The sequence below is a fragment of the Actinomadura rubteroloni genome, from assembly GCF_002911665.1.
GTDB lineage: Bacteria > Actinomycetota > Actinomycetes > Streptosporangiales > Streptosporangiaceae > Spirillospora > Spirillospora rubteroloni.
The window spans coordinates 811,066-835,788 of sequence record NZ_MTBP01000002.1; the positions used below are offsets into that span (position 1 = coordinate 811,066).

26 protein-coding genes are annotated in these 24,723 nt (G+C 74.3%); 8 read left to right on the forward strand and 18 right to left on the reverse strand.

Translation table 11 applies throughout. The annotated features are described in order from the left end of the window. Positions 1-138: 138 nt before the first annotated feature. The 9 genes from BTM25_RS15245 to rimP form a co-directional block, all read right to left on the reverse strand. Complete coding sequence (locus BTM25_RS15245) at positions 139-1,092, reverse strand: bifunctional riboflavin kinase/FAD synthetase (protein WP_103564651.1); 954 nt, start codon at positions 1,090-1,092, stop codon at positions 139-141. A gap of 138 nt (positions 1,093-1,230) precedes the next feature. Further along, the gene (gene truB / locus BTM25_RS15250; RefSeq protein ID WP_103563567.1) at positions 1,231-2,115 is read right to left on the reverse strand and encodes a tRNA pseudouridine(55) synthase TruB; all 885 of its coding nucleotides are present in this window, start codon (positions 2,113-2,115) and stop codon (positions 1,231-1,233) included. Beyond that, positions 2,112-3,236, reverse strand: coding sequence for a DHH family phosphoesterase (locus BTM25_RS15255; protein ID WP_103563568.1), 1,125 nt, complete (start codon positions 3,234-3,236; stop codon positions 2,112-2,114). The genes truB and BTM25_RS15255 overlap by 4 nt, the downstream gene beginning before the upstream one ends. Then, positions 3,236-3,718 carry a 30S ribosome-binding factor RbfA gene (gene rbfA, locus BTM25_RS15260; RefSeq protein ID WP_103563569.1) on the reverse strand — a complete coding sequence of 161 codons (483 nt, stop codon included), beginning with the start codon at positions 3,716-3,718 and terminating at the stop codon, positions 3,236-3,238. The genes BTM25_RS15255 and rbfA overlap by 1 nt, the downstream gene beginning before the upstream one ends. Positions 3,719-3,749: 31 nt before the next feature. Next, positions 3,750-4,058 carry a DUF503 domain-containing protein gene (locus BTM25_RS15265; protein WP_235828425.1) on the reverse strand — a complete coding sequence of 103 codons (309 nt, stop codon included), beginning with the start codon at positions 4,056-4,058 and terminating at the stop codon, positions 3,750-3,752. Between the two features lie 244 nt (positions 4,059-4,302). After that, positions 4,303-7,383, reverse strand: a complete 3,081-nt coding sequence (gene infB / locus BTM25_RS15270) for a translation initiation factor IF-2 (protein ID WP_103563570.1) — start codon at positions 7,381-7,383, stop codon at positions 4,303-4,305. A 149-nt stretch (positions 7,384-7,532) separates the two neighbouring features. After that, positions 7,533-7,781: a YlxR family protein gene (locus BTM25_RS15275; RefSeq protein WP_235828426.1), complete on the reverse strand. Its 249-nt coding sequence runs from the start codon at positions 7,779-7,781 to the stop codon at positions 7,533-7,535. Positions 7,782-7,821: 40 nt separating this feature from the next. Further along, a complete protein-coding gene (gene nusA / locus BTM25_RS15280) occupies positions 7,822-8,910 on the reverse strand; it encodes a transcription termination factor NusA (protein WP_205648189.1) in 1,089 nt (362 codons plus the stop codon). Positions 8,911-8,934: 24 nt separating this feature from the next. Further along, a complete protein-coding gene (gene rimP, locus BTM25_RS15285) occupies positions 8,935-9,540 on the reverse strand; it encodes a ribosome maturation factor RimP (protein ID WP_103563573.1) in 606 nt (201 codons plus the stop codon). A 196-nt stretch (positions 9,541-9,736) separates the two neighbouring features. On the opposite strand from rimP, the gene BTM25_RS15290 reads away from it, so the two are divergent. From BTM25_RS15290 to BTM25_RS15305, 4 genes are all read left to right on the forward strand, one after another. Next, positions 9,737-10,237 (forward strand): hypothetical protein, encoded by a 501-nt coding sequence (locus BTM25_RS15290; RefSeq protein WP_103563574.1) that lies wholly within the window; start codon positions 9,737-9,739, stop codon positions 10,235-10,237. After that, positions 10,234-10,710, forward strand: coding sequence for a DUF4439 domain-containing protein (locus tag BTM25_RS15295; protein ID WP_103563575.1), 477 nt, complete (start codon positions 10,234-10,236; stop codon positions 10,708-10,710). The genes BTM25_RS15290 and BTM25_RS15295 overlap by 4 nt, the downstream gene beginning before the upstream one ends. A gap of 194 nt (positions 10,711-10,904) precedes the next feature. After that, positions 10,905-11,324, forward strand: coding sequence for a putative adhesin (locus tag BTM25_RS15300; RefSeq protein WP_103563576.1), 420 nt, complete (start codon positions 10,905-10,907; stop codon positions 11,322-11,324). Between the two features lie 224 nt (positions 11,325-11,548). After that, positions 11,549-11,773 carry a hypothetical protein gene (locus tag BTM25_RS15305; protein ID WP_103563577.1) on the forward strand — a complete coding sequence of 75 codons (225 nt, stop codon included), beginning with the start codon at positions 11,549-11,551 and terminating at the stop codon, positions 11,771-11,773. 6 nt (positions 11,774-11,779) lie between these two features. On the opposite strand, the gene BTM25_RS15310 is transcribed toward BTM25_RS15305, so the two are convergent. Both BTM25_RS15310 and BTM25_RS15315 read right to left on the reverse strand, forming a co-directional pair. After that, entirely contained in the window at positions 11,780-12,469 is a 690-nt protein-coding gene (locus tag BTM25_RS15310; protein ID WP_103563578.1) for an HAD family hydrolase, read from the reverse strand. Between the two features lie 37 nt (positions 12,470-12,506). After that, positions 12,507-13,601 carry a fatty acid desaturase family protein gene (locus BTM25_RS15315; protein ID WP_103563579.1) on the reverse strand — a complete coding sequence of 365 codons (1,095 nt, stop codon included), beginning with the start codon at positions 13,599-13,601 and terminating at the stop codon, positions 12,507-12,509. 230 nt (positions 13,602-13,831) lie between these two features. Here BTM25_RS15315 and BTM25_RS15320 point away from each other — a divergent pair, with 230 nt between their 5' ends. Together BTM25_RS15320 and BTM25_RS15325 are read left to right on the forward strand one after the other, a co-directional pair. Next, positions 13,832-14,989 (forward strand): lysylphosphatidylglycerol synthase transmembrane domain-containing protein, encoded by a 1,158-nt coding sequence (locus BTM25_RS15320; protein ID WP_103563580.1) that lies wholly within the window; start codon positions 13,832-13,834, stop codon positions 14,987-14,989. A gap of 104 nt (positions 14,990-15,093) precedes the next feature. Continuing rightward, positions 15,094-15,723 carry a flavin reductase family protein gene (locus tag BTM25_RS15325; protein ID WP_235828427.1) on the forward strand — a complete coding sequence of 210 codons (630 nt, stop codon included), beginning with the start codon at positions 15,094-15,096 and terminating at the stop codon, positions 15,721-15,723. Position 15,724: 1 nt separating this feature from the next. Here BTM25_RS15325 and BTM25_RS15330 read toward each other — a convergent pair whose 3' ends face one another. The 6 genes from BTM25_RS15330 to BTM25_RS15355 all read right to left on the reverse strand — a co-directional run bounded on the left by BTM25_RS15330 (position 15,725) and on the right by BTM25_RS15355 (position 21,808). Then, positions 15,725-16,960, reverse strand: coding sequence for an ROK family transcriptional regulator (locus BTM25_RS15330; RefSeq protein WP_103563582.1), 1,236 nt, complete (start codon positions 16,958-16,960; stop codon positions 15,725-15,727). After that, positions 16,957-17,727: an ATP-binding cassette domain-containing protein gene (locus BTM25_RS15335; RefSeq protein ID WP_103563583.1), complete on the reverse strand. Its 771-nt coding sequence runs from the start codon at positions 17,725-17,727 to the stop codon at positions 16,957-16,959. Before BTM25_RS15335 ends, BTM25_RS15330 begins: the two co-directional genes overlap by 4 nt. Before the next feature lie 104 nt (positions 17,728-17,831). After that, entirely contained in the window at positions 17,832-19,115 is a 1,284-nt protein-coding gene (locus BTM25_RS15340; RefSeq protein WP_235828428.1) for a sugar ABC transporter permease, read from the reverse strand. Between the two features lie 11 nt (positions 19,116-19,126). Next, positions 19,127-19,912 carry an ATP-binding cassette domain-containing protein gene (locus BTM25_RS15345; protein ID WP_103563585.1) on the reverse strand — a complete coding sequence of 262 codons (786 nt, stop codon included), beginning with the start codon at positions 19,910-19,912 and terminating at the stop codon, positions 19,127-19,129. Positions 19,913-20,034: 122 nt separating this feature from the next. Beyond that, entirely contained in the window at positions 20,035-21,114 is a 1,080-nt protein-coding gene (locus tag BTM25_RS15350) for a sugar ABC transporter substrate-binding protein (protein WP_103563586.1), read from the reverse strand. Between the two features lie 397 nt (positions 21,115-21,511). Then, complete coding sequence (locus BTM25_RS15355) at positions 21,512-21,808, reverse strand: hypothetical protein (RefSeq protein ID WP_235828429.1); 297 nt, start codon at positions 21,806-21,808, stop codon at positions 21,512-21,514. 197 nt (positions 21,809-22,005) lie between these two features. Between BTM25_RS15355 and BTM25_RS15360 the strand changes: the two genes are divergently transcribed. Continuing rightward, positions 22,006-22,785, forward strand: a complete 780-nt coding sequence (locus BTM25_RS15360) for a hypothetical protein (protein WP_103563587.1) — start codon at positions 22,006-22,008, stop codon at positions 22,783-22,785. A 3-nt stretch (positions 22,786-22,788) separates the two neighbouring features. Here the strand turns inward: BTM25_RS15360 and BTM25_RS15365 are convergent, their stop codons facing one another. Then, a complete protein-coding gene (locus BTM25_RS15365; protein ID WP_103563588.1) occupies positions 22,789-23,457 on the reverse strand; it encodes an aminoacyl-tRNA hydrolase in 669 nt (222 codons plus the stop codon). A 166-nt stretch (positions 23,458-23,623) separates the two neighbouring features. Between BTM25_RS15365 and BTM25_RS15370 the strand changes: the two genes are divergently transcribed. Beyond that, positions 23,624-24,712: a hypothetical protein gene (locus BTM25_RS15370; protein WP_103563589.1), complete on the forward strand. Its 1,089-nt coding sequence runs from the start codon at positions 23,624-23,626 to the stop codon at positions 24,710-24,712. Positions 24,713-24,723 lie beyond the last annotated feature (11 nt).

Genomic DNA, 24,723 nt, shown 5'->3' on the forward strand with positions numbered 1-24,723 from the left:
GCGTGGGGAACGGACGAGCCGCATGAGGGTGCAGCTCATCGCAACCGGACCCGTGCCCGGTGATTCTTCACCGTACCACGGTGCCCGAGCCGGGCGAACGGGCGAGCGCACGGACGGTGAGGACCGCGTCGTGCCTGGTCAGCTTCCGTTCCCGGCCGTCAGATCGCGTGCCTGCGCCACGTCGCGGTGCATCTCCTCGACCAGGGCGTCCACCGAGTCGAACTTCAGCGTGTCGCGGATGCGCGCGAGGAAGTCGACCGCCATGTGCTCGCCGTACAGGTCGAGATCGTCACGGTCCAGCGCGTACGCCTCGACGGTGCGCTCGGCCGGGCCCTCGAACGTCGGGTTCGTCCCGATCGAGATCGCGGCGGGCCACCGGCAGGCGGGGTAGCGCGCCGAGTCGCACACGAGCCAGCCCGCGTACACGCCGTCGGCCGGGATCGCCGCGTGCGGCGTCGTCTCCAGGTTCGCGGTCGGGAAGCCGAGCGCCCGGCCGCGCCGGTGGCCGCGGACGACGACGCCCTCGACCCGGTGCGGCCGGCCGAGCGCCCCCGCCGCGCCCGCGACGTCGCCCGCGTCCAGCCGGGCGCGGATGAAGGTGGAGGAGATCGTGTCGCCGTTCGCGACGAGCGGCACCCCTTCGGCGGTGAAGTCGTACTTCTCGCCCAGTTCCTTGAGCAGCGGGACGTCGCCCTTGGCCTTGTGCCCGAACCGGAAGTCCTCGCCGACGATCACGTGCGCGGCGTGCAGCCGGTCCACCAGGACGGACTGGACGAACTCGTCCGGCGGCATCTGCGAGAGCCGGTGCGTGAACGGCACGACGACGACCGCGTCGGTGCCGAGGCCCTCCAGCAGCTCGATCCGGCGGCGGGTGGTGGCGAGCAGCGGCGGATGCGTGCCGGGCCGCACGACCTCGTCCGGATGCGGATCGAAGGTGATCACGACGGACTTCAGCCCGCGCTCGCGCGCCAGGTCGGCCGCGGCCCCGACGATCCGCTGGTGGCCGCGGTGCACGCCGTCGAACACGCCGATGGTGACGACCGACCTGCCCCAGTCGGCGGGAACCTCTTCGAGGCCGTTCCAGCGCCGCACCATGCTCTCCCTGCGTCGGACTGCTGCCGTGTGTCGGGTTCCAGACTGCCATGCGCGGCCCGGGACGCCGAGCGAGGGGGTCGCCCGAAGACCCCGCCGCACCGGATTTTACTCGGCGGTAACAGCGGGTCCGCGCGGTCAGCCCGCGAAGACAGCGAGCGGCTTGGCGCCCTGGCCCTGCTCCTCGACCAGCGCGAGCAGCGTCCCGTCCGGGCCGAACACCCCGACCGGGCCCGGGCCGATGCCCGCCGCCGGGAGCCTGCCGCCGTGGACGACCTTGCGCGCGTCCTCGGCGGACACGTCCCGGCGCGGGAACGCCGCCGCGACCGCGTCCCCGATCGGCAGGACGGCCAGGTCGGCGGCGAGTTCGTCCAGCGTCCGGGCGCGGTCCAGGTGGTAGGGGCCGACGCGGGTGCGGCGCAGTGCCGTCAGGTGCCCGCCGCAGCCGAGCGCGGCGCCGAGGTCGCGGGCGAGCGCGCGGATGTAGGTGCCGGACGAGCATGCGATCGACGCGTCCACGTCCAGGAAGTCGTCCGTCCGGCGCACGGCCGTGACGGTGAACGCCGACACGGTGACCGGACGGGCCTTCAGCGCCACGTCCTCCCCCGCCCGCGCCCGCTTGTACGCCCGCTCGCCGTTCACCTTGATCGCGCTGACCTGCGGCGGGACCTGCTCGATGCGCCCGGTCAGCGCCGCGACGCCCGCCGCCAGCGCCGCGTCCCCGACCTCGGCCGCCGACGCGGTCGCGGTGATCTCGCCCTCGGCGTCGTCGGTGTTGGTGGTCGCGCCCAGCCGGATCGTCGCGTCGTACCCCTTCTCGGTCAGCGCGAGATGCCCGAGCAGCCGCGTCGCCTTCCCGATGCCGACGACGAGCACGCCCGTCGCCATCGGGTCGAGCGTGCCCGCGTGGCCGACCCGGCGCGTCCGCGCCAGCCGCCGCACCCGCGCGACGACGTCGTGGGAGGTCCAGCCGCCGGGCTTGTCGACGATGACGAGGCCGGACGCGGTGTCGGGATCGGTCACGGGGTGTTCTCCGGGGGGTGGGTGTCGTCGGCGGCGCGCAGCGCGGACCGCAGCCGGTCGATGAGGTCCTCCGGTTCGCCGGAGGCGGTGTAGGCGGCGGCCTCGCGGTGCCCGCCGCCGCCGAGCAGCGCGCACGCCCGGCCCACGTCCACCCGGCCCTTGGACCGGGTCGAGACGTACCAGTCGCCCGCGTCGTCCTCCTTGAGCACGACGGCGACCTCGGCCTCGTCGGTGCGGCGGAGCTGGTCGATGACGCCTTCGAGCTGGTCATAGGGGACGTCGCGGGCGTCGCGGTCGGCCTGCCCGATCGTCGTCCACACCAGGCCCATGCCGCCCGCCGCGTCGCGCTCCAGCCGCGCCCGCGTCAGCGCGCCCGCGAGGACCTGGAGGTACCCGAACGGGGCGCGGTCCCACAGTTCGCGGCTGACCTCCTCCGGCCGGACGCCGACCGCGAGCAGCCGACCCGCCAGGTCATGGACCTGCGGCGTCGTGCACGGGTACTTGAACGAACCGGTGTCGCTGGCCAGCCCCGCGTACAGGCCCTCGGCGATGGACGGCGTCAGCGGCGCGCCGAGGCGGCGGATCAGCTCGTCCACCAGCACGGCCGTCGCCGCCGAGGACGGGTCGACCAGCCGGACCGTCCCGAAGTCCGCGCCGGTGGCGTGGTGGTCCACGACGATGAGGTCGGCGGCGGCGCGGGCCGGACGGGCCAGTGAGCCCAGCCGCTCCGGGCCCGCCGAGTCCAGCGCGATCATCAGCCGGGGCACCGCCGGAACCCGCGACGGCTCGGCCAGCAATTCCTGGCCCGGAAGAAACCGAAGACTGTGCGGGACGGTGAACGGCTCGCCGAACGACGCCGTGCAGCGCTTGCCGAGGCCCCGCAGCGCCTGCGCCAGGGCCAGCATCGAGCCGAGCGCGTCGCCGTCGGGCACCACATGGCACGCCAGGACGACCTCGTCGGCGGACCGGATCAGCCGGACCGCGCCGTCCCAGTCCAGCCCGGAGCGGCGGACGCCGTCGCCGTGGTGCGGTCGGCCGCCGTTGGCACCGCCCGCACCGGCGCCCGCAACGGCCGGCGCGGTGGCGTGCATCCCGCCGCAGCCCGGCATCGTGCGGCGCATCAGGACCGGTGTTCCGCGGGGCCGTCCGCGTCGTCCCCGTCGTCGTCGTCCAGGTCGTCGGCGTCCGCCGGCTCCTTGTAGGGGTTGGCGTCGCCCGCCGGGCTCGCGCCCCGCGCCGCCGCCGCGACCTCCTCGTCCCGCGCGCGGGCGCGGGCCAGCAGATCGTCGATGTGGGCCGCGTTCTCCATCAGCGCGTCCAGCGTGAACGTGATGCTCGGCGTGTGCCGGACCCCGGTCCGCTTCCCCACCTCGGAGCGGATGACGCCCTTCGCGCTCTCCAGCGCCGCCGCCGTCTCCGCCCGCTCGGCCTCCGAGCCGTACACGGTGTAGAACACCGTCGCGTCGCGCAGGTCATGGGTGATCCGCGTGTCGGTGATGGTCACGAAGCCGAGCCGCGGGTCCTTGATCCGCCGTTCGAGCATCTCGGCGACGATCTGCTGGATGCGGTCGGCGAGCTTGCGCGCCCGCGCTGCGTCCACCATGATCGCACTCCTTCTCTCGGTCTCGCAGAACCTAGTCCTCGCCGGTGTAGAGGCGCCGGCGCACCGACAGCACCTCGATCTCGGGGCGTCCGGCGACCGTCCGCTCGCACTCGTCCAGCACCTCGGCGGCGTTGGCGGCGGTGGCGGAGACCACCGCGATCCCGATCTCGCCCCGGCGGTGCAGGTCGTTGGCCCCGGTCTCGGCGACCGCCACCCCCGGGAAGCGCTTGCGCACCTCGGCGATGACGGGCCGGATCACCGACCGTTTCTGCTTGAGCGACCGGACGTCGCCGAGCAGCAGATCGATGGTCAGCGCACCCACGTACACCTGGCGGATCACCTCGGGTTCCGTCTCGTCAATGAGAACGACGGCGGGGACGCCGCCTGTTCCCGCGCCCCGCGCCGGGACGGTCACGGAACGCGGTCACCGGCACGGACGCGACGGATCGTCCCGCCCTGCCGGAACCCCGGAGCCGTCCGGGGAGCGCCGCGGGCGCCGCCCGCGGCCGGCGGGCGCCGTCGCCCGCCGGTCGATCAGCCGAACGGGTCCCGGCCGCACGCGGCCGGAACCCGTTCGCCGTGCATCAGGCGCGGGGCTTCTCCCGCATCTCGAAGCACTCGATGACATCGCCGAGCTTGATGTCGTTGTAGCCGACACCGATACCGCACTCGAAGCCGTCGCGGACCTCGGTCGCGTCCTCCTTGAAGCGGCGCAGCGACGACACCGTGAGGTTGTCGGAGACCACGACGCCGTCCCGGACGATCCGCGCCTTGGCGTTGCGCTGGATGATGCCCGAGGTGACCATCGAACCGGCGACGTTGCCGATCTTCGGCACCTTGAAGATCTCGCGGATCTCCGCCGTGCCGAGCTGGACCTCCTCGAACTCCGGCTTCAGCATGCCCTTGAGGGCCGCCTCGACCTCCTCGATCGCCTGGTAGATGACCGAGTAGTAGCGGATGTCGACGCCCTCGCGGTCGGCCAGTTCCTGCGCGTTGCGCTCCGGCCGGACGTTGAAGCCGATGATGACCGCGCCCTCGGACGCCAGCGAGAGGTTGACGTCGTCCTGCGTGATCGCGCCGACACCGCGCCGGATGACCCGCAGGCTGACCTCCTCGCCCACGTCGATCTTGAGGAGCGAGTCCTCCAGGGCCTCCACCGAACCGGACACGTCGCCCTTGAGGATGAGCAGCAGCTCGTCCCGCTCGCCGCGCTCCAGGTCCTTGAACAGCTCTTCCAGCGAGCTGCTCTTGCGGCTGCGCAGCAGTTCGGCGTTGCGCTTGCGCGCGGTCCGCTTGTCGGCGATCTGCCGGGCGACCCGGTCGTCGTCGACGACCAGGAAGTTGTCGCCCGCGCCGGGAACGGCCGTCAGACCGAGGACGAGCACCGGACGCGACGGACCGGCCTCCTCCAGGTTGTTGCCGTTCTCGTCCAGCATCGCCCGGACGCGGCCGTGCGCCACGCCGCAGACGATCGAGTCGCCGACCCGCAGCGTGCCGCGCTGCACCAGGACCGTCGCGACCGCGCCCCGGCCCTTGTCCAGGTGCGCCTCGATGGCGGAACCCTGGGCGGGCATGTCGGGGTTGGCCTTCAGGTCCAGCGCCGCGTCGGCGGTGAGGACGATCGACTCCAGCAGGCCGTCGATGTTGATGCCCTCGCGGGCGGACACGTCGACGAACTGGGTGTCGCCGCCGAACTCCTCCGCCACCAGGCCGTACTCGGTGAGCTGGGCCCGCACGCGCTGCGGGTCCGCACCCTCCTTGTCGATCTTGTTGACGGCCACGACGATCGGCACGCCGGCCGCCGTGGCGTGGTCGATCGCCTCGGTGGTCTGCGGCTTCACGCCGTCGTCGGCCGCGACCACCAGCACCACCAGGTCGGTGGTGTCGGCACCGCGGGCGCGCATGGCGGTGAACGCCTCGTGACCCGGGGTGTCGATGAAGGTGATCTTGCGCTCCTCGCCGTCCACCTCGGTCTCGACCTGGTAGGCGCCGATGTGCTGGGTGATGCCGCCGGCCTCGCCCGCGACGACGTTGGCGTTGCGGATGGCGTCCAGCAGCCGCGTCTTGCCGTGGTCGACGTGACCCATGACCGTGACGACCGGCGGACGCGCCGCGAGGTGCTCCTCGCCGCCCTCGTCCTCGCCGTACTCGATGTCGAACGACTCCAGCAGCGCGCGGTCCTCGTCCTCGGGGCTGACGACCTGGACCTCGAAGTCCAGCTCGGCCCCGAGCAACTGCAGGTCGTCGGTGTCGACCGACTGCGTCGCGGTGACCATCTTGCCGAGGTGCATCATGATCGCGACGAGCGACGCCGGGTTGGCGCCCACCCGCTCGGCGAAGTCGGTCAGCGTGGCGCCCTGCGGGAGCCGGATCGCCCTGCCGTTGCCGCGCGGCGCGGAGATGCCTCCGGCCGCGGGCGCCTGCATGTTGTCGAACTCCTGGCGCCGCTGCTTCTTCGACTTGCGGCCCCGCGTCGGGCGTCCGCCGGGACGCCCGAAGGCGCCCTGGGTGCCGCCGCGACCGCGACCGCCGCCGCCGGGCCGGGGCCCGCCGAAGCCGCCGGGACGACCGCCACCGCCGCCGCCCGCACCCGCGCGGGCGCCGCCGAAGCCGCCGCCACCGCCGGGACGACCGCCGCCACCGGGACGACCGCCGCCGCCACCGCCGCCACCGGGACGACCGCCGCCGCCGGGGCCGCGACCGCCGCCGCCGGGACCGCCCGCACCGCGCCCGGGGGCGCCCGCGGGCCGCGAGGACGGCATGTTCATCGGGCTCGGCCGCGGACCGCCCGCCGGACGCGGCGGCATGCCGCCGGGGCTCGGCCGGGGACCGCCCGGACGCGGACCGCCCGCGCCGGGACCGCCGGGACCGCGACCGGCCGCGGGACGCGGACCGCCGGCGCGCTCGGCGCCGGGCCGCTCACCGCCCGGAGCGGGCCGGGGGCCGGGACGCGGACCGGGCTTGGGCGCCTGGCCCATCCCGGTGTTGGTCGAGCTGAACGGGTTGTTGCCCGGACGCGGGGCACCGCCGCCGCGACCGCGCTCGCCCGCCGGACGCGGGCTGGGCCGCGGACCCGGCTTCGGGCTGCGCGGGCCCGGCTTCGGACCGCCGGGCGCCGCAGCGCCGCCGCGGTCACCGCCGCGCTCACCACCGCGCTCGCCGCCGCTCGGGCGGGTCTGCGCGGGCGGGGCCGCCGGGGTCTCCGGCGCCTCCGGGGCCGCCGGCGGACCGGCCGCCGCGGCCGGGGTCGCCGGCATGCCCGGCGCGGGCGGCACCGGACGCGCCGGACCCGGACGGGCGCCGCCCGCCGGACCCGGCTTGGGCGCGGGCGCGCCGCCGGACGGGGCCGCCGGGCCGGACGGACCGGCCGGACGGGGCGCCGGGCGCGGCGCCGGACGTGCTCCCTCGCCACCGCCGCCGCCCGCGGCGGGCGGGCCGGGGCGCGGTGCGGCCGGGCGCGGACCCTGCGGTCGCTTCCCGGCCGGCTTCGCTCCGGACTTGCCGGAGGACGTGTTGAAAGCTTCTGTCAGTCTGCGGACGACCGGCGCCTCGATCGTGGAGGACGCCGAACGTACGAACTCGCCCATCTCCTGGAGCTTGGCCATGACGACCTTGCTCTCGACACCGAACTCCTTGGCGAGCTCGTATACCCGGACCTTGGCCACTGCACTCCCTACTGGTCCGGGGGTGGGGCCTCCGGACCGTCGTTACCTTGCCGTACTCATAGCGGCGTGCTCATCGAGTGCTCATCGCAATCTCGACCTGCTTCCGGCTAGACGTCGCGGAACACCCCGCGAGCGCGGGGAACTTTCGATCAGCCATCCTGCTGCCGTGCGGCGGTCGCCGCAAGCCGGGCCCGAACCGGACCGGCGTCGAGGGGCCCCGCCAGGCGGAACGCCCGGGGGAAGGCCCGTCGCCGCTCGGCGAGTTCGAGGCACTCCAGGGCGGGGTGCAGATGTGCGCCCCGTCCCGGCAGCCGCCCGTGGACGTCGGGGACGATGCCGTCCTCGACCACCACCAGGCGCAACAGCTCGGTTTTGGCCGTGCGTGCCCGGCAGCCCACGCAGGTACGCTGCGGGACCGCACGGCCACGTGAGTCGAGTCTACCGCGCCGAGGCGTCGGCGGGACCTGTCGCATGGTCTCCCGATGTCGTTGATCGCGTTTCGCCTGGTTCGACGCCCGTGTCGGATGCGCCGGATGTGTCGGGCGTGTCGGATGCCGTCCCGCCGTCGTCCGGCGCCTCGGTGTCGGCGCGGATGTCGATCCGCCAGCCGGTGAGCCGGGCGGCGAGCCGGGCGTTCTGGCCCTCCTTGCCGATGGCCAGGGAGAGCTGGTAGTCCGGCACGATCACGCGGGCGACCCGCGCGTCCGCGTCCACGACCTGCACGGCCGACACGCGGGCGGGCGACAGCGCGTTGCCGACCAGCTCCGCCGGGTCGTCCGACCAGTCCACGATGTCGATCTTCTCACCGTGCAGTTCGGCCATCACGTTGCGGACGCGGCTGCCGAGCGGGCCGATGCAGGCCCCCTTGGCGTTCACGCCCGCCTTGCGGGACCGGACCGCGATCTTGGTGCGGTGGCCGGCCTCGCGGGCGATGGCCGAGATCTCGACCGTCCCGTCGGCGATCTCGGGCACCTCCAGCGCGAACAGCTTGCGCACCAGGTTCGGGTGCGTCCGCGAGAGCTGCACGGACGGCCCGCGGTGGCCCTTGCGGACCTGCACGACGTAGGCGCGCAGCCGCTCGCCGTGCTCGTACCGCTCGCCGGGCACCTGCTCCTGCGGCTGGAGGATCGCCTCGATGCGGCCGAGGTCGACCAGCACGTTGCGCGGGTCCTTGCCCTGCTGGATGACGCCGGAGACGATGTCGCCCTCCCGGCCCGCGTACTCGCCGAACGTCAGCTCGTCCTCGGCGTCGCGCAGCCGCTGCAGGATGACCTGCTTGGCCGTCGTCGCCGCGATGCGCCCGAAGCCGGTCGGCGTGTCGTCGTACTCCCGGACGGCCTGGCCTTCGTCGTCCTGCTCCGTCGCCCACACGGTGACGTGCCCGGTCGCCCGGTCCAGCGCGACGCGGGCGCGCGGGGCGGCGCCCTCGGTGCGGTGGTAGGCGATCAGCAGGGCGTCCTCGATCGCCTTGACGGCCACCTCGAGCGAGATGTCCTTCTCGCTCTCCAGGCTCCGCAGGGCGGTCATGTCGATGTCCACGAGATTCCCCCTCTAGTCCGGCTCGGCCGGAGAACGCGTTGCGGCGGCCTCGCCCGCGGGGTCGTCCGGCTCGTCCGGTTCGTCCGTGCGGCGGAACTCCACCTGGACCCGGCCCCGGCCGAGCGCCGCGTAGGCGAACTCACGGCGGGCGGGGGCGGCGCCCTTGCGGGCGGGGACGACGTCGAGGACGACCGACGCGTCGTCGGCGCTCACCACCCGCCCCTCGACCTGGCCGCCGTCGGTGAGCGGCGCGACGACGAGGCGCCCGGCCGCGCGGCGCCAGTGCCGGGGCTCGGTGAGGGGACGGTCCACGCCGGGCGAGGTCACCTCCAGCACGTACGCGGAGGCGCCCATGACGCCGGACGCGTCGAGCGCTTCGGAGGCGGTGCGGCTGAGCTCGGCGACGTCGTCGAGCGCGACGCCGCCGTCGGCGTCCACGACGACGCGGACCAGCCGGCGGCGCCCGGCGGGCCGGACGTCCACCTCCTCCAGATCGAAGCCCGCGGCCGTGACCGCGGGCTCCAGCAGGCGGGTGATCTCGGCGGCGGCCTCGTCCCGGGTGGGACGGCCTCCGCCGCGGCCCCGCTGAGCGCGGTCGTCGCCGGAAGGGGCGCTCATGGGACCTCCTCAAGTCCGTCGGGCGTTCACTTGTGTCACTGGGCCGGTCGTGACCGGCCCGTCAAGACTATCGACCCGCCGAGACCCCGTCGGTCTTTCGGGCGCGTCCCCGGCGCGGCGGGTGTGGAATGCTGGGGACGGTCCGGGCGGCGCAGCGCCCCGGGCCGCTCCCGTACCCGCCCGACGAGGGGAAACCGTGCCGCACGCGAGTGTCCCGGTGGCCCGCCGCGCGGTGCTCGGCGCCGGGCTGGCGCTGCCGCTGGCGGCCTGCGCGCCGCGCGAGCCCGAGCGTCCGGCGGCGGTCCGGGCGGAGGTGACGGTGCTCGTCGGCGCGATCGCGGCCGAGCAGGACCTCGTGGCGCTGTACGAGGCGGCGCGGACGGCGGGCGCGCTGCCCGCCGCGCGCCTGGACCCGGTGCTCGACCATCACCGCGCCCATCTCGCGGCGCTCCGGAAGCTGTACGTGCCGGGCTCGGGGAGCCGGGCGGGCGAGGGCGGGGCCGTGCCGTCGCCGTCCCCGGCGACCGTGCCGTCCGGACGGTCGCGGGTGCTGGCGGAGCTGCGCGCGGCGGAGGCGCGGGCCGCGCGGGACCGGCTGGCCGAGGTGGCGCGGGCCGATCCGGGCCTGGCGCAGGTGCTGGCGTCGATCGGCGCGTGCGAGGCGGGCCACGCGGCCGTGCTCGGGAGCCCGGCGTGAGCCTCGCGGACGAGCTGGGCGCGGCGCTGGAGGCCGAGCACGCGGCGGTCTACGGCTACGGCGTGCTCGGCGCGCGGCTGAGCGGTCCCGCGCGCGGCACGGCGGTCGCGGCGTGGAACGCCCACCGCGCGGCGCGGGACGCCCTGACGGCGCGGCTCACGGCGCTCGGGGCGCGGGTGCCCGCCGCCGCCCCGGCCTACGCGCTCCCCGCGAAACCCACGTCGGCGACGTCGGCGGCGCGGCTCGCGGCGCTGCTGGAGGACGGCGTGGTCGCCGGGTACGCGGGCCTGGCGGGCGCCGCCGACGCCTCCGTGCGGACGTTCGGGGCGGGCGCCATGCAGGAGGCGGTGCGGCGCGCGGTGCGCTGGCGTCGGGTCGCGGGCACGACGGCGCCGCCCACGGGGGCGTTCCCGGGGCTGCCGCCCGCGTCGCTCGCGCCGCGGCCGCAGCCGGGCGGCGAGCCCGACGCCTGACCGCGCGGCCTTTTCCGGCCATTGACGCGCTATTCGCACGGTGTTACGACGGCACCCGAAGAAAGATCGTCCGTCCTTTTTCACGAAAAAAGCCTCCGGGCATATTGCCGGGGCACAGGGGCGCGGGGATACTCGCAGACGACCGGGCGCGCGCAGGGAGCCGTGTCGCCGGTCGCCGAGGACGGGAGACCAGCATGGGGACCTACATCATTTCTTCGCACGGCGAGCCGAAGTGGGACAAGAAGACGACGATTCCGCAGGGCGTCAGCGTCCGGTTCTACCAGAAGTTCGGCGTGGGGATGGACTCGGCCGAGGCGTTCAAGCTCCAGAGCGCGCTGACGGACCCGACCCACGCGGACGCGAGCGCCGTCCTGGAGCGGAACCCGCAGCGCGCCCTGTGGAACGGGCCGAACAAGCAGCAGCCCGAGCTGGAGCTGACGGCGGACCCGAAAAAGGCGTTCAAGAGCGGTATCGTCCACGCCGAGTCCCGGGAAATCGTGGCCGTGATCGAACTGGGCACCCCGGTCACGCTCACCGACGCCCTCCAGGCCATCGCGACGCACGCGGCCAAAAAGTCGGAAGAAGCGGTCGTCCATTGCCTCTTCTGCCTCTGACCGAAATTACGGAATGACGATGCGCCGCGTTTCCGGACGCGGCGCTTCGCCGTCGGCCGGGCCTTTCGGTCGCATTTCTCGGAAAAAGGGACGAGCCCGTGCCGCGCGCCGTCCCGCCGATCCGCCGCCCGCAAAGCCTGCGTCCCGCGCGGCGGGCCGGGAACCGCGCGGTCCCCACCGCGAGTTAATGTCGGAGGAAGGGACTTCGGGGGAGGGACCACGGCATGGTGATGGGAGAGGCACGCGCGCTCGACGAACTGCGCGACGCCTACCAGGCGCAGATCGCCCGGCTCCGGTCGGAACGGGACGAGGCGCGGCGCCAGGCGCTCGCCGCGCGGGCCGCCGCGTCGGTGGCGCGGGCGGACCTGGCGCGGGTCGCGGCGAAGGTCGAGGAGCTGATGCGGGTCGCGGGCCGGCCGCGCGCGGACGGCCCGGACGTGACGGCCTGACGCGGGTCAGGCCGACCAGCGGTCGATGTGGCCGAGCAGCTCGCCCAGCTCGGCGATGACCGCGTCCGGCGTGCAGTCCCAGGCGGGGACGCTGCTGTGCGGGACGAGCACCCCGCGCATGCCGAGCTGCTGGGAGCCGTGGACGTCCTCGTACGGGCGGTCGCCGACGAACACGCACGCCGCCGGGTCGGGCCCGCCGACCGCGTCCAGCGCGGCCTGGAACGCCTCGCGGTGCGGCTTGGTGTAGGGGATCTCGCTGCTGTAGACGGCTCCGTCGATCAGCGACAGGACGCCGTCGCGCTCGAAGACCCGCTCGTGCCAGTCGCGGGACCGGAGCGTGTTGGACAGGATGCCGACGCGGATGCCGCGCTCGCGCAGGGCGCGCAGCAGCGGCGGGGCGGCCGGGTCGATGAAGGTGTGCGGCGTCCAGGCGTCGTAGTCGGCGGCGAGCAGGGCCTCGGTCGGCTCGACGCCGGCGAGCGCGAACACCTCGTCCAGCGTGCCGCTGCGGTGCTCGGACTGGGCGCGCCGCCAGACCTCGTCCTCGGCGGCGTGCAGCCGCGCCGCGACCTCCGCCAGCCGCTCGGCCGAGATGCCGGAGGACGCGCAGACGCCGTGCCACAGGGCCCCCACGTCGACGTCGTGCCACGGGGTGAGCGTGCCGCCCCAGTCAAAGATCACCGCTTCGATCGCCACGCCCGGATGGTAACCCGGGCGCCCCCGGCGTCTCCCCTTATTTTCCGCGCCGGGCCCGCCACGCGCCCGGCGGCGGCGCCGACAGCCGGATGATCTTCGCCCAGGTGCTCGCGACCTGCCGGGACAGCCGTCCGGTGTTGTACGGGAGGTCGTACTTGCCGCACAGCGCCCGCACGCGCGGCGCGATCTCGGCGAGCCGGTTGCTCGGCATGTCCGGGAAGAGGTGGTGCTCGATCTGGTAGCCGAGGTTGCCGTTGAGGATGTGGAACAGCCGTCCGCCCTCGATGTTGGACGAGCCGGTGAGCTGCCGGACGTACCACTCGCCCTTGGTCTCGTCCGCCAGCCGCTCCTCGGGGAACACCGCGACGTCGCCCGGGAAGTGCCCGCAGAAGATGATCGTGTGCGCCCAGACGTTGCGCAGGACGTTCGCGGTGAGCGTCCCGAGCAGCGCGGGCACGAACCCCCGGCCCGCCAGCAGCGGGAACACCAGGTAGTCCTTGGCGGCCTGGCGGCCGAGCTTGCGCTTGATCTCGTGGACCTGGCGGTCGAACTCCTCCGGCGATTTCTCCCCCGCCTCGACGGCGTCGGGGTCGAGGTCGTAGACGGCGATCCCGTACTCGTACGTCAGCGCCAGCAGGACGTTGTAGAGCGGCTGCGCGAGATGGGCCGGGTGCCATTCCTGCTCGGGCGTGACGCGCAGGATCGTGTAACCGACGTCGCGGTCCTTGCCGAGCACGTTGGTGTAGGTGTGGTGGACGACGTTGTGCGAGTGCTTCCACTGCGACGACGGGCACACCGCGTCCCACTCCCACGTCGTGGAGTGGATCTTCGGGTCGCGCATCCAGTCCCACTGGCCGTGCATGACGTTGTGCCCGATCTCCATGTTCTCCAGGATCTTGGCGACCGTCAGTGCGGCCGTCCCGGCGATCCACAGCGGACGGCGGCGTCCGGCGAGCAGGAGCACGCGGCCCGCCGCGTCCAGGCCGCGCTGGACGGCGATGAGCCGCCGGATGTAGGCGGCGTCCCGGGCGCCGAGCGACGCGGTCACCTCGCGGCGCAGCGCGTCCAGCTCCGCGGCGATGCGCTCGTGGTCGGCGCGCGTGAGGCCGCGGTCGCGGCTGAGCGTCGGCATGGCGGCGACTCCGATCGAGGGGACGGGGCCGCCCACGCTACGCACCGGCCCCGGGACCGGCCCTGTGCCGGACGCGCGAGATCCGGGCCGCCTCTGTCAGCCCGCTGACAACGTGAGCTACAGCACGTCCCGGCCGCCCCGAACGTGACGGTTTCTTGACCGCCGAACGGGAATGACCAGATACCGACAGGGGTTGCCGTCGTCGGGCGAGCTTGCGAGGTGACCGGACCATGACCGAAACGACACTGACGGCCACCCCGCCTTTGACCGACGCTCCCGTGGCCCGGCGCCGGACGTCGCGGTTCACGCGCGTCCTGCACTGGACGATGATCGCGGGCCTGATCGCCGCGCTGCCGTTCGTCTACGAGGAGCTGCCCGACGTCGGCGCGACCTGGACGGCCGCGACCCGCGCCCGGCCCGGCTGGCTGCTCGTCGTGGTCGCCGCGTCGCTCGCGTCGATGGGGATGTTCGCCCGGCTCCAGCGGCGGATGCTGCGGATCGGCGGCCTGCGGATCTCGCTGCGCCGCGCGGCGGCCATCACCTACGCGGGCAACGCGCTGTCGACGACGCTCCCGGCGGGACCGGCGGTCAGCGTCGTCTACACGTTCCACCAGTTCCGGCGGGGCGGGGCGCCCGCGCGGCTGGCCACCGCCGTCATCATCCTCGGCGGGATCGTCACCACGTCCGCCTACACGCTCATCGGCCTGGCCGCGCTGGTCGCCGAGCCGCACGCCCGCGCGTTCGCCCTCATGGGCCTGGCCGGGATCGGCGCGGGCGCGGCCGGCGTGGGGCTCGCGCTGTGGCGGCCCCGGTCGCGCGCGCTGCTCGCCGCGCTCGCCGGACGGGTCTGGCGCGCCGCGACGTCCCACCGCCGCGTCGCGCCCTGGGCGGCCCGGCTGCGCGACGGGTTCCAGATGCTGCGGCCCACCCGCTACGACTGGGGCGCATTGCTCGTCCTCGCGCTCCTGAACTGGGCGTTCGACATCCTCGCGCTGTACGCGGCGGCCCGCGCGGTGGACGTCCCGGTGACGCCGGAGGCCGCGACGATCGTCTACTTCGCGGCGCAGGCGGCGGGCAGCGTCCTGCCGATCCTGCCGGGCGGGCTCGGCGCGATCGAGAGCAGCATGGCGGCGTCGCTGGTGGCGCTCGGGGCGACGCTGGCGCCCGCCGCCGCGGCCGTCGCCGTCTACCGGGTCGCGTCCTACTGGGCGATCGTCGCGATCGGGTGGGCGGCGTGGTTCGTCCTGCACGAAGGGCCGCGCGTGCCCGCGCGGGTGCGGGCCGTGTCCGGACGCGCCGCCCAGGCGTTGTGCGCGGCGCTCGCCGACCTCGGCCGCGCGCACCTCTGCGTACCCGTCGCGACCTCGGCGGACGTCCGTCGTCCTTGACCCGCCTCGGCCGTTGGACCGAGGACGGACCGCGACTTTGGTCCCATATTCCGGCATACCGGTAAGGAACCCGGTGAAAGACCGGTTTAGATGGTCAAGCTTCAATGGTCACGACGGACACCGGCGACGGACCGCCCGCACGTCCGGGCACGGGCCGACGAGGGAAAGAGGGCAGCGACATGGCCGACGGCGGGACGGCGGCGACGGCGAGCGACGCGCCCGGCCGCGGCGACCGGACGGAGGCCTCGGTGACCGCGATCGACCAGGCGCGGTTCCGGGCGATCCTCGGCCGGTTCGCGACCGGCGTGGTCGCGATCACCGGCGTGGACCCCGCGACGGACCGTCCGACCGGGCTGGCCGCCAACGCGTTCACCTCGGTGTCGCTGGACCCGCCGCTCGTCGCGTTCTGCGTCGCGCACACCAGCTCGACGTGGCCGAAGCTGCGCGCGGCGCCGACGGTCTGCGTCAACATCCTGAGCGACCGGCAGGAGCACGTCTGCCGCCAGCTCGCCGCGCGCGGCGCCGACAAGTTCGACGGGCTGACCTGGGACGGCGCCCCCGGCGGCAGCCCGGTCATCGACGGCGCCATCGCCTGGATCGAGTGCGCGGTGGAGCAGGAGCACGTCGCGGGCGACCACGTGATCGTCGTCGCGCGCGTCCTGGAGCTGGACCGGCACCACGACGGCACCCCGCTGATCTTCTACCGGGGCGGCTACGGCGGGTTCGCCGGCTGACTCAGGGGACGGGCGCCGTCTCCTCGGGCTCCCGCAGCCGCGCGAGGACCTGGAGCGGGTCGGCGAGCACGTCGGCGAACGCGAACTCGGCCGCGCCGGTGAGCGTCGCGTCGTCGCCGAGTTCGGCGGTGCGCAGCTTCACGCGGTCGCGCGGGGCGGCCAGCGCGCCCGTCGCGACCATGCTGCGGACCTGGGCGGCCGAGCCGAGGTAGACGTCCCGCAGCGTCCCGCCGAAGATCACCATGCCGGGGTTGAACACGTTGACGAGGTTGGCGACCGCGAAGCCCAGCCACGTCCCGACGCGGTGCAGGGCCTCGCGGGCGGTGACGTCGCCCCGGTCGGCGGCGTCCACGACCGCGCGGACGGCGTCGCGCCCCGACTGGCCGTCGGGCTGCACCCGGCCCGCGTAGTCCAGGAGCGTCCGCTCCCCCACCTCGCTGTCCAGGCAGCCGCGCGAACCGCACGCGCACGCCCGGCCGCCCGGGTTGACGATCATGTGGCCGATCTCGCCGCCGAAGCCCTCCTCGCCGCCGAGCAGCCGCCCGCCGACGATGATCCCGCCGCCGATGCCGACGTCGCCGTGCAGGTAGACGATGTTCTCGCAGCCGACGCCCGCGCCGCGGAGCTGCTCGGCGAGCGCGCCGAGGTCGGCGTCGTTGCCGACCGTCACGGGCACGCCGAGCGCGAGGCGGCGGGCGAGCATCTCGCCGAGCGCGACGTCGTACAGCTTGATGTTGGGGCCGAACACGACCCGGTCGTCGGACCGGCGGACGATGCCGGGGAACGCGACCCCGGCGCCGACGCACACCGCGTCCCGGCCCGCCTTGCGGACGAGCGTCCGGGCCGCCCCGGCGAGCGCGGTCACCAGCTCGGCGGGGTCGACGGGGCCGCGCGGGAGGTCGGCGCTGCGGCGGTCCAGGACCGTCCCGCCGAGCCCGACGCGCGCGACCGACAGCCGGTCCACGCCGATGTCGAAGGCCAGCACGTACACGCGGGTGGACTCGGGCCGCACGACGAGCGACGGGCGTCCGGCGCGGCGCCCGGGTCGGCGCGGCAGCTCCTCGCGCACCAGCCCGGCGGCCGTCAGGTCGGCCGTCAGCGCCATGATCGTGCTGCGGTTCAGACCCAGCGACTCGGCGAGGACGGCGCGCGACGCGGGCCCGCGCAGGTGGACGAACCGCAGCAGCGTCCCGAGGTTGTGCCGGCGGATCTCCTCCGGCGACGGCCCGGCCTTCATGCCGGCAGCCCGAGGTCCCCGGTGCGCCCGGAGGTGATCAGCTCGACGACCTGCCGGTGCGTGACGTCGGCGGTGCGGACCTGCGCGGCCGTCCGGCCGAGGTACAGCGCGACGATCCGGTCGGAGACGGCGAACACGTCGTTCATGTTGTGCGAGACGAGCACGACCGCGAGGCCCTTGTCGGCGAGCCGCCGGACGAGTTCCAGCACCTGCTGCGTCTGCGCGACGCCGAGCGCGGCGGCGGGCTCGTCCAGCACGACGAGGCGGCTGTCCCACAGCACCGCGCGGGCGATCGCGACGGTCTGCCGCTGCCCGCCCGACAGCTCCGACACCCGGCGGCGCACCGACCCGACCGTCCGGACCGACAGGCTCGCGAGCGTCCGCCGCGCGGCCTCCTCCATCGCCGTCTCGTCCAGCGCGAGGCCGTTGCTGCGCTCCCGGCCGAGGAACATGTTCTCGACGACGTCGAGGTTCTCGCAGAGCGCGAGGTCCTGGTGGACGACCTCGATCCCGAGCGCGGCGGCGTCGCGGGGGCTGCGCGGCCGGACGGGCTCGCCGTTGAACCGGTACTCCCCCGCGTCGAACCCGTGGACGCCGCCGATCCCCTTGACGAGCGTGGTCTTGCCCGCGCCGTTGTCGCCGACGAGCGCGGTGACCTCGCCCGGGTAGGCGGTGAGCGCGACGTCGTGCAGCACCCGCACCGGCCCGAAGCTCTTGTCGATGCCGCGCAGGTCCAGGACGGGTCGCACCGCCGTTGCGTGTGACATTCCGAGGGGCTCCCACCGTGCCGCACGATCCTGGCCGGTGAGCCTAGCATCGGGCGGTTCGGGGACGGATCGGGCTGATCCGTCCCCGAACCTGGCGGCCCGCGTCACCGTCCCGTGGACGAGCGGCGCCGGCGCGCGGTGGCGTCGATGCTGGCCGCGAGCAGCAGGACGACTCCCGTGATGAGGAAGTTGAGGTAGGCCTTCGTCCCGAGCAGCCCGAGCCCGTTGTCGATGATCGCGATGACGAGGCCGCCGAGGACGGCGTCGCGGGCCCGGCCGCGTCCGCCGAACAGGCTCGTCCCGCCGATGACGGCCGCGCCGACCGCGTAGAGCAGCGTGTTCCCGCCGCCGGAGTCGGTGGCGACCGAGTTCAGCCGGGACGCCGCGACGATGCCGCTGACCGCCGCGAGCGCCGAGGAGATCATGAACACCGAGATCTTGATCCGGGTCACGTTGATGCCCGCGCGGCGGGCGGCCTCGGCGTTGCCGCCGACTGCGTAGATGTGGCGCCCGAACGACGTCCGGCCGAGCACGAACGTGCAGATGATCAGCAGGACGGCCACGAGCGGCACGCCCCACGGCACCCCGGCCAGCGTGACGAGCGGGCTCGGCGCGCGGTCCAGGCTGAGCAGGTACGTCCCGGCCAGCAGCACGACTGCGACCACCGCGACCCGCGCCGCGACCAGTTCGACCGGGCTGGCCGCCAGGCCGCGCGACCGCTGCCGCTGCCAGCGCCGGAGCTGCGTCGCGGCGTAGCCGACGGCGCACACGACGGCCGCCGTCCAGCCGAGCCAGAGCGGCATGTTCTTGTTGGCGAGCGCGACGATCACGTCGTCGTGGACGGGCACCGTGCCGCCCTCGCCGATCAGCCGCAGCGTGATGCCCTGGAGGCCGAGGAAGAACGCGAGGCTGACGACGAACGATGGAATCCGCACCACCGCGATCAGCCAGCCGAGCACCGTCCCGATGACGATGCCGATGGCGATGGCCGCGATCACCGCGACGTACCAGGGCTGCCCGGAGTCCACGATGAGCTTGGCCATCACGGCCGCGCACACGCCGCTCGCGACGCCCGCCGACAGGTCGATCTCGCCGAGCAGCAGGACGAAGACCAGGCCCATCGCGAGGATCGTCACCGGCAGCGCCTGCGTGGACAGGTTCGCGATGTTGCCCTTGCTGAGGAACGTGTCGGGCCGCAGCGCGGTGAACAGGACGATCAGCCCGGCGAGGCCGAGGATGGCCGGGATGGCGCCGAGGTCGCCGGAGCGCACCCGCAGCCAGTAGTCGCCGACGGCGGACCGCACGTCGGCCGTGCGGTGGTCGGCCGCGAAGTCGGAGTCGGCGAGCTTCACGCCGGGCCCCTTGCTCGCAGGGAGGTCAGTGGACATCGCGTCCCCCATCAGATGGTCTCTGCGGCGGTGGCCGGGGCGAGTCCGATGTCGCCCGACCGACCCGCGGTGATCAGCTCCACGACCTGCCCGGTCGTGACGTCCTCGCGCCGCACCTCCGCCGCGACGCGGCCGAGGTAGAGCGCGGTGATCCGGTCGGCCACCTCGAACACGTCGATCATGTTGTGCGAGATGAGCGCGACGGCGTGGCCGGTGTCGGCGAGCCGCCGGACGAGGTCGAGGACCTGCCGGGTCTGCGCGACGCCGAGCGCGGCGGTGGGCTCGTCCAGGATGACGACCTTGGAGTCCCACAGGGCGGCCTTGGCGATGGCGACGGTCTGCCGCTGCCCGCCCGACAGGCTCGCGACCTGCTGCCGGACCGACTTCACGGTCCGGACCGACAGGCGCGCGAGCGTCTCGCGCGCGGCCTGCTCCATCGAGTCCTCGTCGAGGACCAGGCCCCGCGTGCGCTCGCGGCCGAGGAACATGTTCTGGACGATGTCGAGATTGTCGGCCAGCGCGAGGTCCTGGTAAACCACCTCGATGCCGAGGTCGGCGGCGTCGCGCGGGCTGTCGATCCGGACCGGGCGGCCGTCGAACTCGACGGTGCCGCCGTCGATCGGGTGAATGCCCGCGATGCACTTGATCAGGGTGGACTTGCCCGCGCCGTTGTCGCCGACGAGGGCCATCACCTCGCCCTGGCGCAGCGTGAAGTCCACGTCGTGGAGCACGTGGACCGGCCCGAAGCTCTTGTTCACTCCGGCCAGGCGCAGGACGGGTTCGCCGTTCTCTGCCACGGATCCTCCTTGCGGTCCGGTGGCCCCGGGCGGACCCCTCGGCGGAGGGGTCCGCCGCGAGGCCGGGCGGGGGTCGTCACCGGTGAGCGCGGGCGGGCGCGCTCACCGGCGCGGGGGTGGGGTCACTGGATCCCGGCGTCGGCGCACTTCTTGGCGTAGGCGCCCTTGCACAGGTCGGCCTTGTTGACGAAGCCGTCGTCCACGACCTTCTTGACCCCGTCCTTGAAGGTGGGGATCACGGGGATGAACACCGACGGGACGTCGCGCTTGCCCTGCGGGTCGTTGATCGTGCTGTTGGTCGCGGCCTTCTCGCCCTTCAGCAGCGACAGCGCCAGCTTGGCGGCGGCGTCGGCCTCCTGGTTGACGGGCTTGTAGACGGTCATGCACTGCGTGCCGTCGAGGATGTTCTGCAGGCCCTGGAGGCTCGCGTCCTGGCCGGTCACCGGGACCTTGCCGGCCTCGCCGTTCTTCTTCAGGATCGAGATGGCCGAGTTGCCGAGGCCGTCGTTGGCGGCCAGCACGCCGTCGATCTTGCCGCCCTGCTGGGTGAAGATCTGCTCGAAGATCGTCGCGGCCTTCTGGTTGTCCCAGTCGGGGACGGCCTGCTCGGCGACCTTGGTGTAGTTCGGCACCTTGTCCAGGATGTTGTGGGCGCCCTGGGCGAACAGCGTCGCGTTGTTGTCGGTGGCCGCGCCGTTGAGGTAGGCGATGTTGGCCTTCTTGTCGCCGAGGCACTTCTGGAGGCCCTTGGCGAGTTCCTCGCCGACCTTCACGCTGTCGAACGAGACGTAGTAGTCGGCGACGCCGCCGAGGGTGAGCCGGTCGTAGTCGATCGTCTTGACGCCCTGCGACTGCGCCTTGCGCTCGACGGCGGCGGCGGAGTTGGAGTCCAGGCCGTCCACGAGCAGGACGGTCACGCCACTGGTGATCATCTGGTCGGCGATCGTCTGGAAGCGCTGCGTCGAGCCTTCGGCGTTCTGGATGTCGTACTTGACGCCGGCGGCCTTGAACGCCTTCTCCAGCAGCGGGCGGTCGAAGCTCTCGTAGCGGACGGACGACTTGGTGTCGGGCAGGATCACGCCGATCTTGCCCTTGGCAGCGGCGTCCGATCCGGAGCCGGAGCCCTTGTCGTCGCCGCACGCGGTGAGCGAGAGGGCGGCGGCCACGGAGACGGCCGCGAAACCGAGGATCCCCTTGCGCATGATCCCGGGTCCTTTCTGGGGGCGGCCGCGAAGGCCGGAGGGGTGGGACCGGCCGGTGATCGAGATCACAGCGACCGAATGTTGTACCCGGCAACTTATGTCGCCCGTCGGCGGATTGCCAGAGGTCGAACCGACCAATTTGTTGTCGGCAGTAACAATCCAGTAACAGGCCCGTCACCTGGGCGAAGAGGTCGTACGCCCGTCACAGTACGTCGCGTGCGGGCATGACCGGGCCGGGTGGGGCGATGGGTGGGAGACCTCGCATATGTTCGCGAAGCCAACGATTGCCGGATCCGGACGGCGGCCGGGGCGGGGGGTCAGCGGGGACGTTCGGCGACCGTGATCATGCAGCTCCCGTCCCGGGACGGACCGGAGCGTCGCTGCATGACCACGTCGTTCACTGGACGGCGAGCACCAGCGCGACCCGTTCGGCCGCGACGGTCACGTCGGCCGCGGGCGCGATGCGCTCCGCCCACGACCACCAGAACCACCAGCCGTCCGGCCCTTCCTCCGCGAGAATGTTCTCCGAGAGGGCCGACGCGTCCGGATTGGTGACGTGCAGGCTCGGCGCCTGGTCCCGGGGCAGCGTGATCCGCACGCGGAACCCGCGCCCGGCCAGCTCGGCGCCCAGCATCTCCAGATACTCCATCCGCGACTTGAGCAGCGCGGCTGTTCCCGTTTCGTCAGGCGTCATCCCTTGTCGCTCCTGTGGAATCCGCATGGCCCGACAACGGCTCAGCCTCCCCCCTGGCCGGGCTCCACGCAAGCACTTCCGGCAGGTCAGCGGCGGGTCGGCAGCCGGTTCGCCCGATCTGGCCGAGACGAGGCATTCGATTCGATGCGGTTCGCGGTAAGTTGCGCGTACTGACGTACACGGAGGATGGGGGCACGATGACCGTGGGCGCCGGCGGGAACCAGGACTGGACCCGGCCCGACCAGCCGCTGCCGGCGCGGCCCGCCGCCGCGCCGCCCGCCTACCCCGAGGCCCCGGCCTACCCCGAGCCGCCCGCCGACGCCGCGCCCCCGGCGCCGGCCCGCGAGGACACGGCGAACTGGCACCGCTTCCACTACCCGGTCGGCGTCTTCCTCGCGGCGTTCGGCATCGCAACCCTGGCGACGACCGCGCTGGACGTCGCCGGACGCCGCGCCGACCTCGGCGCCTACGTCGGGTCCGGTCTCGGGCTGCCCGCGCTGGTCGCGGTGAAGGCGGTGCAGTTCGCGCTCGTCCTCGTGGCCGCCGCCGCGCTGGCCCGCCGCCGCGACGTGTGGTTCCTGCCCGCGCTCGCCGCCTGGGCCGCCGGGTACGGCGTGTTCGCGGCGCTGGACGTGGTCCACGGCAAGTGGCTCGCGCTCGGCCTGCACCTGGTCTACCTGGCGGGGTTCGCGGCGGTGCTGGCCGTCTCCTACAGCCTCAGCGTGAAGGCCCGCGCCGCCGGGTCGTCGGGGCAGCAGCCGCTGCCGGTGCTGCCCGGCCGCACGCAGGAACTCGCGCTCGCCGCGATGAACAAGTGGCGCCAGCAGCGACCCGAGCCCGCGCCCGCGCCCGCGCCGGAGGACCGGACGATGCCGCATCCGCTGCCGTCCAACGACCCCGCGCCGACCCGTCCGCAGGCGCTGCCGCCGCGCCGGTCCCCCGACGAGACGCTGCTCGACCCGCCGGAGCAGCCCTGACCGTCAGGTCTCCAGCCAGGCGACGGCCGTCATCGTGCCGGGCGCGACCTCGGTGAACCCGCCGTCCCGGACGGCCACGGCCGAGCGCTTCACGCACGTCTCCCACGGGACGCCGTGGACGACGCGCACGCGCGTCCCCGCGTCCGTCCAGGCCCGCAGTTTCCGTCCGGGCAACGCGCGCAGCAGGAGCTGGGCGGCGTGCCCGCACTGCGCCGCCGCCTTCCCCGTCGTGATCGTCACGCCGGGGTTCAAAGCGATCGCCGCGTAGGGCGCAGGCGGGACGGGCGGCTCGTCCCCGACTTCCAGGTCCAGCCCCGCCACCTGGAGCTTCGCCAGCGCGGGCGGCACGTCGGCGACCGGCGACGGCACGAACGCGCGGACCTCCGCGCCGCCGCACACCACCGTCACGCCCGGCAACTCCTGCGCCTGCGGCCAGCGGACGCCGCGCGCCCGCCGGGTGACCTTGCGGATCCGCCGCGCCTCCCACTCGGCGACGGCCGCGTGCCACTCCCCGTCCGGCGCGGCGGCGCGCGGGTCGGTGAGCAGCCGCGCGACGGCCGTCGCGGCGGCGGCGCACACCGCGTCGTGGCCGGGCGGGTCCGCCTTCTCCACGCGGACGACGAGCTGCATCGCCCACGGCGGGTCGTCGCGGGGGTCGTGTTCGGGTCGCACGGGGCGAGTATTCCACCCCCGGTGAGCGGCGCCACGCCGGACGGACGGGGCGGAAACCGCGACCGTACGTCCCGGAGATGGACAATGGCGGAGACAGCGCGCGACAACGGGCCTTCCGGAGGGGGCGGCGGATGACGCGAGCAGGCGACCCGGCCGGGGGCCGGGCATGACGGCGACGGCGCCCGGGGAGACGGTGCCGGGCATCGGGACGTTCTTCGTCGGGATCGACGTCGCGCCCGGCCGGTACCGGTGCACGGAGGCCAAGGGCGGCTGGTGGGTGCGGTTCACCGGGCCGGGCGGCGGGGAGCCGGTCGGGTCGTGGCCGCTGCCGCCGGGCCCGGCCGAGGTCGAGATCTCCCCCACCGACTTCGCGTTCGAGACGCACGTCGCGTCGGACTGGGAGCGGGTGGGCGCCCCGCTCGGGCTTCCGGCGCGGGCGCTGCCGGGCGAGGCGCGTCCGGTCGCGGACCCGACGCTGCGCGCGGACCTGGACCGCATCGTGCGGCGCGGGCGCCCGCTGGTGTGGTTCGGGCCGCTGGCGCTGCTCGCGCTCGGCGCCGGGGCGGCGGCGCTGCTCGGCGCGTGGCTGGTGCCGCTGGCGCTGGTCGCGGTCCTGCTGTGGGCGATCGTGCCGGGCGTGACGCTGGACGCCCGCCGCGCCCGCGAACTGGACCGGCGGCGGGACCGGTACGTCGTCCCCGAGGACCTGGACGCCCCGGCGCTGGCGCTGCTGGCGCGGGCGCAGCGGGCGATCGACACCGTCCTGACCGCCGAGGTGCACCGGGAGGGGCTGCTCGACGCGATCGACAACGCGGTGACGCTGCCCCGGCAGGAGTGGGAGATCGCGCAGATCCTCGCCCGGCAGGCGCGGCTGCGGACGGCGCGCGACGCCGACACCGTCGAGGACGAGTTCCCCGAGGTCGAGGCGGCGCTGCGTCCGCTGCGCGAGAAGCTGGACCAGTCGGTCGGGGCGGTGACGCGCCGCGTGGAGGCGCTGGAGCGCTACGCCGAGCGGGCCGTCGCGGCGGACGATGCGCTGCGCGCGCAGCACCGGCTGGAGGCGCTGACCCGGGACGCGCACGAGTACGACGCGCTGCTCGCCGACGCGACGCGCGACGAGCTGGCGATCCCGGCCATCGAGCGGCTGACCGAGCAGGGCGACGCGCTGGTGCGGGCGCTGCGCGAGCGGCTGGCCGCGGCGGCGGAGGCGGGCGGCGACCTCCCGCTCCCCGTCGACCCGCCCGCCGAGCCCTGACGCCGAGCCCG

What these genes read in the sequence shown, in the direction of transcription:
- BTM25_RS15335 (WP_103563583.1), bottom strand. Translation starts at nt 17,727, where the DNA reads ATGTCACACGCAACGGCGGTGCGACCCGTCCTGGACCTGCGCGGCATC.
- rbfA (WP_103563569.1), bottom strand. Translation starts at nt 3,718, where the DNA reads ATGGTGGACGCAGCGCGGGCGCGCAAGCTCGCCGACCGCATCCAGCAG.
- nusA (WP_205648189.1), bottom strand. Translation starts at nt 8,910, where the DNA reads ATGACCGCCCTGCGGAGCCTGGAGAGCGAGAAGGACATCTCGCTCGAG.
- BTM25_RS15355 (WP_235828429.1), bottom strand. Translation starts at nt 21,808, where the DNA reads ATGACGCCTGACGAAACGGGAACAGCCGCGCTGCTCAAGTCGCGGATG.
- BTM25_RS15315 (WP_103563579.1), bottom strand. Translation starts at nt 13,601, where the DNA reads ATGCCGACGCTCAGCCGCGACCGCGGCCTCACGCGCGCCGACCACGAG.
- rimP (WP_103563573.1), bottom strand. Translation starts at nt 9,540, where the DNA reads ATGAGCGCCCCTTCCGGCGACGACCGCGCTCAGCGGGGCCGCGGCGGA.
- BTM25_RS15305 (WP_103563577.1), top strand. Translation starts at nt 11,549, where the DNA reads ATGGTGATGGGAGAGGCACGCGCGCTCGACGAACTGCGCGACGCCTAC.
- BTM25_RS15320 (WP_103563580.1), top strand. Translation starts at nt 13,832, where the DNA reads ATGACCGAAACGACACTGACGGCCACCCCGCCTTTGACCGACGCTCCC.
- BTM25_RS15300 (WP_103563576.1), top strand. Translation starts at nt 10,905, where the DNA reads ATGGGGACCTACATCATTTCTTCGCACGGCGAGCCGAAGTGGGACAAG.
- BTM25_RS15360 (WP_103563587.1), top strand. Translation starts at nt 22,006, where the DNA reads ATGACCGTGGGCGCCGGCGGGAACCAGGACTGGACCCGGCCCGACCAG.
- BTM25_RS15330 (WP_103563582.1), bottom strand. Translation starts at nt 16,960, where the DNA reads ATGAAGGCCGGGCCGTCGCCGGAGGAGATCCGCCGGCACAACCTCGGG.
- BTM25_RS15255 (WP_103563568.1), bottom strand. Translation starts at nt 3,236, where the DNA reads ATGCGCCGCACGATGCCGGGCTGCGGCGGGATGCACGCCACCGCGCCG.
- BTM25_RS15370 (WP_103563589.1), top strand. Translation starts at nt 23,624, where the DNA reads ATGACGGCGACGGCGCCCGGGGAGACGGTGCCGGGCATCGGGACGTTC.
- BTM25_RS15350 (WP_103563586.1), bottom strand. Translation starts at nt 21,114, where the DNA reads ATGCGCAAGGGGATCCTCGGTTTCGCGGCCGTCTCCGTGGCCGCCGCC.
- BTM25_RS15325 (WP_235828427.1), top strand. Translation starts at nt 15,094, where the DNA reads ATGGTCACGACGGACACCGGCGACGGACCGCCCGCACGTCCGGGCACG.
- BTM25_RS15340 (WP_235828428.1), bottom strand. Translation starts at nt 19,115, where the DNA reads ATGTCCACTGACCTCCCTGCGAGCAAGGGGCCCGGCGTGAAGCTCGCC.